The following is a 9054-nucleotide window of genomic DNA, read 5'->3' as shown; positions in this document are numbered from 1 at the left end:
AGCTTTGCTCCTCCGACTGGGGGCTATGATTCGTCCGACCGCAAGCGGTCGGCTAGTCGTGTCGGCTGGTTCGACAACGGACGCCCTCCGACTGGACACGATCGTGTGTCCCTACAGGGCGCAGTAGGGACGGGTACCTCCGACTAGAGGTTGACTCGTTACAATAATTTATAGTCGACTACATATCGATACGGTGCTGTGTCGGGGAAAACGGATTTCCACGTGGATATTTCGAAATATCCAGGTGGAGAATTTTTATTTTCCAGGTGGGGAATAAAAAATTCCTCGGAGGAATCAAATGAAACTTCGGAGGAAATGAATGACGCCCACGTGGAAAATAAAAAATATCCACGTGGAGATTTGAGATTTTCCACGTGGATATTCGAGAAAGGAGGGAATCGGACGAATTTCCCTGTAAAGAGATGTAAAGGGAGATTAGAGGTTAGAAGTTAGAGATTAGAGGTTAGAGGTTAGAGGTTAGAGGTTAGAGGGGAGAGATTAGAGGTTAGAGATTAGAGGTGGTTAGTGGTTAGAGGCTGTTGGCTGTCGGCTGTTGGTGGTTGGCTGTTGGCTGTTAGCTGTTAGCTGTTGGCTGTTAGCTGTTAGCTAGAGGCACTAGTGTCCCTAGCTCCGATTCACTCTGATTAACTCTAATTTCTAACCTCTAACCTCTAACTTCTAATCTCTGCCCTCTGAGGTCTACCGCTTCGCCTCTTGCTCGACGATCTTATGGGAGTAGTCTTGCCACTGCTCGCTCTTCTCGTAGAGCTTGCGGCTCCCCTGCGGCACACGAAGCGTGCGGGGCGTACCAGCCACACTAAAGAAGGCCATCATACCGACCTCTATCTGTGCGGGGTCGGCCACACGGATCTCCACATCGCGGAGCTTATCGCAAAAGGCAAACGCCATGTCCCCGATCTTACGTACCCCGGCGGGTATCTTCAGGACTTCGAGGTCCTGGGCGTCGTAGCAAGCGTATTCAGCGATCTCTTGCACCGTGTCGGGAACTTTGTAGAAGTCTTCATACAGCCCTGCAGGGTACTGGATGAGCTGCGTCTGCTCCTTATTATATAGGACCCCATCGATCGAGGAGTAGCAAGGGTTGCTCGGATCGACCTCAATCTCGAGGAGCATCGTACAGTCGTGAAAGGGCGAGACCCCGAGACGCGTCGTCTGCGGTGGCAGATATATGTAGGTGAGACAAGAGCAGCGGGCGAAAGCATACGACCCCACCTCCTCTAGATGATCTCCCAGCGTTACCTCCGATAGAAAGTAGTTGCTCGCGAAGGCTAGCCCCGCAATCTTGCGCACCTCCTCAGGCAGTGTAAACTCCTGCTCCTCCTTACCCGCCGGATAGTGTAGCAGTGTACTCAGGTCCTTACTATATAGGATGTTGTCCTGTACGACAAAGTGCTCACTCTCAGGGGCAACGGCGATCTGCGTCATGGCCAGACAGTCCGCAAAGACACCATCGCCTAGACGCTCTACCGAGGCGGGGATGAGCACCTCCGTGAGGTCGCTACAGTTGCTAAAAGCCATCTCCTCAATCACCCGGATGCCCTCCGAGAGCGTGAGACTGCTGAGCCTGATGCACCCATTGAAGGCGTTGTCGCCGATCTCCTGCACATTGCTGGGGATGACCAACTCTTGGAGCGCCGTACCCGTAAAAGCACTGCGATCGATCCGCTCCACCGTGTCAGGCAGGTCAAGCGCCCTAAGTGAGAAGCACTCGCTAAAAGCAAAGGCACCCACACGCTTCAACCCCGAGGCTAGCTCTAGCACCAACATACTGTCACAAGACTCAAAAGCTCCCTCGCCAATCTCCGTGACGCTCCCTGGGATCGTTACGGACTCTAGGCTCTGGCAGCAGGAGAAGGCACTCTCTCCGATCAGCGTCACCCCCTCGGGTATCTCAACGCTCGTGAGTGCCGTGCAGTCATAGAAGGCGTAGTCACCGATGCGGGTCACCCCCTCCTCTAGCACGATTGACTTGATCTCATCTCTGAACTCTTGCCATGGGGTTTCTGCAATAGGGTAGTCGGGTATAGCACCCGCACCTGATAGCGTGAGCGACTGCTCCTTGGGGTCGTATAGCCACGAGAGTTGCCCAGTCTCACCGCTCTGTGGCGTCTTGATCTTACTCATTGATATACTTTTTATTTAGGTAGTTGGGTGATCCACTCGGCGATCAGCTCCAGCACCTCGGGAGCGATCGTCTCGCTGATCTGATAGTACTCGCACACGGCTCCTGTCGTCGCATGCTGGAAGAGGTGGTTCAGCCCCTCCAGCTTACGCACTTGACGCGGTGTCCCCGTCGGGAGACTCTGCTCGATGATGGGTAGATGCTTGTCCGCCAGCACCTGTTGGTCTAGCGAACCATTGAGCGCCAGCACTGGGCAGTGCGTTTGCGCTATATCCCCCTTCGGATCGTACTGTGTGAAGTAGATCAGCCAAGGGGTCAGTCCGTCGGCAACCTTCTTGAGATCCAAAACCAACCCGATAGGAAGCTGGTAATGTCCCTCCGACAGCACCTTGGTGACCAAAGCCTCGCCACGCAGGTCGCTCTGAGCAGCTTGGTCAAAGGTTGCCACAGCAGCTCGCAGATACTCTGCGCGAAGCTCTTCTGGCACCTCCGCCCGAGTAAGGGCCAGGTCCATCTGATCTTGCAGCACCTCCTTGCCCGGCAGCGTGCTACCCGCTAAGCTAATGATGAAGTCAGGTACGCCTCGAGCTGCTAGCATGAAGGCGATGGTACCGCCCTCGCTATGCCCCAGCACGCCCACCTTGTCGAAAGCTTTGCGCCCACGTAGGTAGCGAACCGCAGCTGCTGCATCGTCCGCTAGCGTTGCGGTAGTCGCCTCGGCAACAGTGACCGAGTCTATATCGTCGTGATAACCACGATCGTCGTAGCGCAGCGTCGCTACGCCATGCCGTGCCAAGTAGTCCGCCAGCACTGCAAAGGGTTTATGCTCTGCAAGAGTCTCATCACGATCCTGTATGCCCGAGCCAGAAACAAAGAGCACGACTTGGCTCACACGGTTCCCCGCCTGATGCCCGACAGGGTAGGTGAGCGTGCCGTGGAGCGGTGCTGTGCCGTTGTAAAAGGTCACCTCCTCCGTCTCGTAGGGGTAGGGGGGCTGTGGCGTCTGCGGACGATCAGCCTTGGCGGGCTTGCTGGCCCGTACGAGTGTGAGCGGTAGCGACATACCGCCCTGAGCGAAGGTGCCCACGATGGTGTCGCTACTCGTTAGCTTCCCCTCATAGCTAATGTACTTCCCCTCATAGCGAATGTATAGGTTCGGTATGGTGATGACAATCCCCTCGGCAAGCTCAATCGTTGCTTTGATACCGGTCGCCATCTGCGACGGACTATCCATTGTGCAGTAGATAGTCTCTTGCTGATCTCTGAAGATGTTGAAGCGGAGCGGTAGCTCCGTGCCTGAGACTTGCAGGGTGCCCTCCCAGATGCCAAGAGGAGGCGCCTGCCCTGTCTCTTGTTGCGCTGATAGGAGCAGTGCGCCACAGAGGTAGCAGCAGAGGAGTGTGAGTAGTTTGCGGATGGAGGTCATGGATCTTGTTATGATGGTTATGTTTCGCTTAGAGTCCGTGCACTTTGTTGGGGTTGGCTTTGATAAACTCCTTCCAGCTCTTGGCACTCACGTTGGACGTAGCCACCGCATTAGAAGTTTGCAGGAAGTGACAGTAGGCGACTGCCAAGCCGTCGGTCGCATCGAGCTTCTCCGGCATCAGTTCGGCAGGAATGCGCAGCACCCGCTGGAGCATCGTCGCCACCTGCTCTTTGGAAGCTTGCCCCGTACCGGTGATCGCCTGCTTGACACGCATCGGCACGTACTCCGCGATGGGTATGTCTCGGCTCAGAGCCGCTGCCATAGCGACCCCCTGCGCCCGCCCCAGCTTGAGCATCGACTGCACATTCTTGCCGTAGAAAGGTGCCTCTAGAGCCATCTCGTCAGGTAGGAACTCATCGATCAGCCCCGCCACACGCTTGTAGATGCGTCCCAGACGGGTGTAGTGGTCCTCGTATCGGCTCAGCTCGATGACCCCCATAGTGAGCATCTCGGCATGCTGCCCCCGCACGGAGAGCAGTCCGTAGCCCATCACGATGGTGCCAGGGTCGATGCCTATGAGTATGCGCTCGCCACGTGACTTGCTCATAGTGCGATCTGTCTCATCGGGGTGACATGGTATAGGACGCGCTCGCCAAAGGTCTTGCCCAGCAGCTCCAGCCGCTCGCACAGTACCTCAGAGAGGTAGTGCTCTACATCTCGCTCCTGCTCTAGGGAGATGAGCAGAGCTAGGACCATATCGTCCATCGGCTGCGCCATCTTCACGACGGGTGCCTGTGCCATCACCTCTAGGAGATCCACCTGCGCCACGCCCTCATCGCCACGTAGCTGTGGCACCAGCGTAGTGCGTAGGAAATTGTCGAGGAGCTGATACTCCTGAGCTTTGATAAAGAGAGATACGTTGACTCGATACATAGGGATATTGTCGTTGATCTAGCGAGGTGCGCTCGAGAGCCACCCCATGGTATGATGCAAAGATAACAAAAATGCCCCTGTGGTTAGAGATTAGAGGTTAGAAGTTAGAGATTAGAGATTAGAGGTTAGAGATTAGAGATTAGAGCTAATCGGAGTGGATCGGAGGGGTCAGAGCTATCGGAGCTATCGGAGCTATCTGAGTGATCCGATAGCTCTGATAGCTCCGATAGCTCTAGCCAACAGCCAACCGGGCTGATTAGTAGAGTAGTCCAAACATCCATAGGGGGATCCGGTTGCCGCTACCGGTCTCTATGTCGTCTACTGCGAGGTAGCTGTCGGGGGTGTCCTTGATCTGCTCAAAGGTCTTGCTAGCACCCCCCACCTCGAAGAGGTATCGACCGTCAACGAGGAAGTCTCCCTTCGGAGGCAAGGTAACAGTGGCTACTGCTTGGAGCTGGTTATTGAAGAAGGTCTCCCGCCTGTTCCCCACATTGACTGGCACCCCTAGAGCAGCCATTAGATTGGTGTTGCCGAGGTATATCTTTTCGGGAGAAGAGATGCGCTTGTAGCTCTTCTCCTCTTTTGTCAAGAGCGAGATAATCTGCGCCTTGTCTAGTGTGTATAGCATCCTCAAGCAATTATCACGAGTCGTCTCTAGTGCTTGTCCCAGTTTGTTGACATTGGGTACCAGTGGTACGCTCTGCGCTATGATGGCCAGTAGCTTTTTGGTCTTCTCGACAGTGGCATAGGAGACATTTTCGACAGCAGGCATGTCGCTCTCGATGACGAGGGTGGCGATCGCTGCCAGCTTGAGCAGATACTCCTCACCTGCCTCCAGGCTAAAGGGATAGCACCCGCTCGTTAAGTAGTCGTTGAACGCCTTGATGATCTTACAGCGAGAGACGATATCCATAGATATGGCGACGTGATCTCTGAGCAACTCCTCGAGCGAGAGGGCCTCCATATCTATCAGTCCATAGAGTCCTAGATACTCTCTAAAGGACATCACGGGTAGCGTGTATAGCGATTGACGGCGCGAGAGGTCGACCTGCGAGTTGTCTATCTCTAGTATCGAGGAGCCTGTGTATACGATGTTGAGATCGGGGTAGCTGTCGTAGAGGTTCTTGAGGATGATGGCCCAGTCGGGGTACTTGTGTACCTCATCAATGTAGAGATGTCGCAGCCCATGATTATACAGATAGGCTACAAGGTCGGTGAGACTATGCGTCTTGAACCATATATTGTCAAGGGAGATCCATAGCGCATCGTCTACATGGCTAAAGTGTTGCTTGATGTGCTGCAGGAGGAGTGTCGTCTTGCCAGCACCACGCGTGCCACGTATCCCTATGAGCCTCGACTCCCAGTGTATCTGGTCGTGCAGAGCACGCACGAAGTGGGTCTCTATCAGAGCCAACCGGCGATGATAGGTGGCTAGTAGTGGAAGTATCTCTTGTTGCTCCATACGTTCGTTGAGTTATTGGTGAGATTGTTGCATAAAGGCGAATCGCTGTGTTGCTTTCGGGATTCGGCTTCGGTCACATACGGAGGTATGTGAGCTTCAGACCTCACCCTCAGTGCCTTGCGCTTCATCCTTTCTGCAAAGTCAGGACAATCTTGCAAGCAAGATTGTGAGACTGTTGACTTTTGCAACAGTCTCATTGATAAGTACGGAGCTAAGGTACAAAATAACTTTTGGAAAAGCGACTTTTGCGGCAAAAGTAGCTTTTCGAAAAGTGATTTTTGGAGCGAAAGTAGCTTTTCGAAAAGCTACTTTTGGCGGAAGGCGGGGGACGATGCGCTAGAGCTGGGCGATGAAGTTGTGCAGGTAGCGGCGTCCGTGGTCAGAGATGTAGCTCTCGGGGTGAAACTGCACACCCCACAGCGGCAGGCTGCGATGACGTAGTGCCATGATGGTGCCGTCGGACTGCGCGTGTGCCGTGACTTGTAGTGTGTCGGGAAGGCTGTCGGGCTGCACGACCCACGAGTGATAACGCCCGATGCGGCTCCCGGTGGGGATGTCTCGTAGCAGTGTGTCGTGATGATCGATGATGAGTTGGTCGGTATGCCCGTGGAGGGGGGCGCGGAGCTGCATTAGCTCGGCACCGCAGTAGCTGGCGAGTGCTTGATGTCCTAGGCAAACGCCCAGCATGGGTAGCTCCGTGTGGTAACTATCTATGAGCTGCATCAGGTGGGGCTGCTCCGTCGGTATGCCAGGGCCTGGAGAGAGTAGGATGCCGTGACAGTGCGCGACCATGGCGGGCGTGATCTGCTCCGTGTAGTGTATCTCCATGGAGCACTCGTCGAGCTGCCGCAGGAGCTCTACGAGGTTGTAGACAAAGGAGTCGTGATTGTCGGCTATCAGTAGATGTTTCATTACAAGCTACGAAGATAGTATATTTGCAGATACTAACGATGCAAGTGGTCACACTTGACGAGTAATGATATGTAGTCCACGTCGTCCTGTAGGGACGCACGGTCTGTGCGTCCACGTCGCCCCGTGGGGAAACATGGTCGAGCGTCCGTTGCGTCAAAGGTTACAGCGTCAGGACTTTAACGGGGACGGACGCACGACCGTGCGTCCCTACAAATCGTTACTCGTGAGATTTGCGAAATTGAAATGGAGTAAAACGAGCGAATGATATGAAGCAATCGATGATTGATAGGCTCAACGAACTGGGCGGGCGGGGCAAGCCCTTTGTCTTCTGCCTAGACTATGAGATGAGCGAACTGATCCTCCTCGAGGAGCCATTGGCGCAGCAAGAGCTACGCTTCGACATCGGCGGTGTGACCAATAGCCCGGTACGCTCCGTGAGCGATACGCCGGCTGTGCTACACGCTACACCGATCAGCGAGGAGGCTTATGCGGAGCGTTTCGCAGTGATCCGTCATGCCCTGGAGCGAGGCGATAGCTTTTTGGCCAATCTGACGGTGGCGACCCCCATAGAGCTCAATATCTCGCTGGAGGAGGTCTTCCTTCGTTCGCAGGCTCGCTATAAGTGCTACTTGCCAGGACGGTTCGTTTGCTTTTCGCCTGAGACCTTCGTGCGCATCGTGGGGCGTGAGATCAGCTGCTACCCGATGAAGGGGACGATAGATGCGACCCTGCCCGATGCTGCTGCGACCATCCTCAGCGACTACAAGGAGACAGCCGAGCACTACACGATCACCGACCTGATACGCAACGACTTGAGCCGCGTGAGTCACCATGTTGCGGTGAGACGCTTTAGGTATATCGATGAACTGGTTACTAGTCGTGGGCACTTGCTTCAGGTGAGCTCGGAGATCGTCGGGCAGCTTGCTCCCGACTGGCGCGCTCATCTCGGGAGCATCCTGAGCGAACTGCTTCCGGCGGGTTCTATTAGCGGAGCGCCCAAGGAGGCGACCATACGGGCGATTGCTGAGGCGGAGGGGGAGCCGAGAGGCTTTTACACGGGCATCTGTGGATACTTCGACGGGGAGACGCTAGACAGTGGCGTGATGATACGCTTTATAGAGCAGCAGGCGGATGGTGGGCTGCGCTACCGTAGCGGGGGCGGGATCACGATCAATAGTCAGTGCGCGGAGGAGTATCGGGAGGTGTGTCAGAAGGTTTATCTACCATTCGTGAGACTGTTGCAAAAGTCAACAGTCTCACAATCTTGCTTGCAAGATTGTCCAGACTTTGCAGAAAGGATGAAGCGCAAGGCGCTGAGGGTGAGGTCTGAAGGGAGCATACATCCGTATGTGACCGAAGCCGAATCCCGAAAGCAACGCGGCGATTCGCCTTTATGCAACAGTCTCATTCGTATGAGTCGCGTACCACTATTACTAGAGAGCATCCGCTACGTAGATGGCGAGCCAGAGCTGCTGCCTCTGCACCAAGAGCGCGTCGATCGGTCGCTCGCTGCGTATGGCGTCACGCCTCGCTGGCGACTGGCGGACTATCTGGCGCAGCACCCTTGTCCGGCGTCGCTCATGGGGGTGGTCAAGTGTCGTCTCCTATACGATGCGGAGCCGCTGGAGGTGGGTTACGCTCCTTATCATCGTCGTACGATCGAGTCGCTGAGAGCTGTCGCTGCGCCGGCGATGGACTACCACCTCAAGTGGGCGGACCGGGAAGCTTTGCAGGCACTACTAGAGTTGCGTGGCGAGGCGGATGAGATCGTGATCGTCAATGAGGAGGGCTTGCTCACGGACAGCTCCTACACGAATATCGCTTTGCGCCAAGGGAACCGCTGGTACACTCCTCGTGTGCCACTACTCGCCGGGGTGCAGCGTGCGCATCTGATCGCTGAGGGGGTACTGACGCCGCGCGACATACCGCTCGCTACACTACCCGCCTACGATCGCATCGCGCTCATCAACGCCATGATGCCGTGGGCGGAGCGCATAGAATTAGAAGTTAGAGATTAGAGACTAGAGATTAGAGGAGATCGGAGACGAGTAACGATGTGTAGGGACGCACGGTCGTGCGTCCGTCCCCAAACCAGCTTGACGCAGTACATCGATACGTCGCCCTGCTTTCTAAGTTCATATGCAAGTAAAAAGCGAAGTTTTTTCTCGTTTCGGAAGC

The 9054-nt window shown here is 55.2% G+C and carries 7 protein-coding genes and 1 pseudogene; 2 read left to right on the top strand and 6 right to left on the bottom strand.

The annotated features are described in order from the left end of the window. Positions 1-699: 699 nt before the first annotated feature. From RDM37_RS08175 to RDM37_RS08150, 6 genes are all read right to left on the bottom strand, one after another. On the bottom strand, positions 700-2145 hold the full coding sequence (locus tag RDM37_RS08175; protein ID WP_308556626.1) for a leucine-rich repeat domain-containing protein: 1446 nt from the start codon (positions 2143-2145) through the stop codon (positions 700-702). Between the two features lie 11 nt (positions 2146-2156). Next, positions 2157-3569, bottom strand: coding sequence for an alpha/beta hydrolase (locus tag RDM37_RS08170; protein WP_308556624.1), 1413 nt, complete (start codon positions 3567-3569; stop codon positions 2157-2159). A 28-nt stretch (positions 3570-3597) separates the two neighbouring features. Next, positions 3598-4176, bottom strand: a complete 579-nt coding sequence (gene ruvC / locus RDM37_RS08165; RefSeq protein ID WP_308556622.1) for a crossover junction endodeoxyribonuclease RuvC — start codon at positions 4174-4176, stop codon at positions 3598-3600. Next, entirely contained in the window at positions 4173-4502 is a 330-nt protein-coding gene (locus tag RDM37_RS08160) for a hypothetical protein (RefSeq protein WP_308556620.1), read from the bottom strand. Before RDM37_RS08160 ends, ruvC begins: the two co-directional genes overlap by 4 nt. Before the next feature lie 256 nt (positions 4503-4758). After that, positions 4759-5964, bottom strand: a complete 1206-nt coding sequence (locus tag RDM37_RS08155) for an AAA family ATPase (RefSeq protein WP_308556618.1) — start codon at positions 5962-5964, stop codon at positions 4759-4761. 336 nt (positions 5965-6300) lie between these two features. Then, on the bottom strand, positions 6301-6876 hold the full coding sequence (locus RDM37_RS08150) for an aminodeoxychorismate/anthranilate synthase component II (protein WP_308556616.1): 576 nt from the start codon (positions 6874-6876) through the stop codon (positions 6301-6303). 266 nt (positions 6877-7142) lie between these two features. On the opposite strand from RDM37_RS08150, the pseudogene RDM37_RS08145 reads away from it, so the two are divergent. Together RDM37_RS08145 and RDM37_RS08140 are read left to right on the top strand one after the other, a co-directional pair. Next, positions 7143-8108 (top strand): annotated as a pseudogene (locus RDM37_RS08145) (aminodeoxychorismate synthase component I); the annotation flags it as partial. 66 nt (positions 8109-8174) lie between these two features. After that, positions 8175-8894, top strand: a complete 720-nt coding sequence (locus RDM37_RS08140) for an aminotransferase class IV (RefSeq protein ID WP_308556629.1) — start codon at positions 8175-8177, stop codon at positions 8892-8894. Positions 8895-9054 lie beyond the last annotated feature (160 nt).

This window comes from uncultured Porphyromonas sp. (assembly GCF_902489635.1).
Classification (GTDB): domain Bacteria; phylum Bacteroidota; class Bacteroidia; order Bacteroidales; family Porphyromonadaceae; genus Porphyromonas.
Note: the sequence above shows the minus strand (reverse complement) of the source record. Positions and strands in the feature narration are given on the sequence as shown.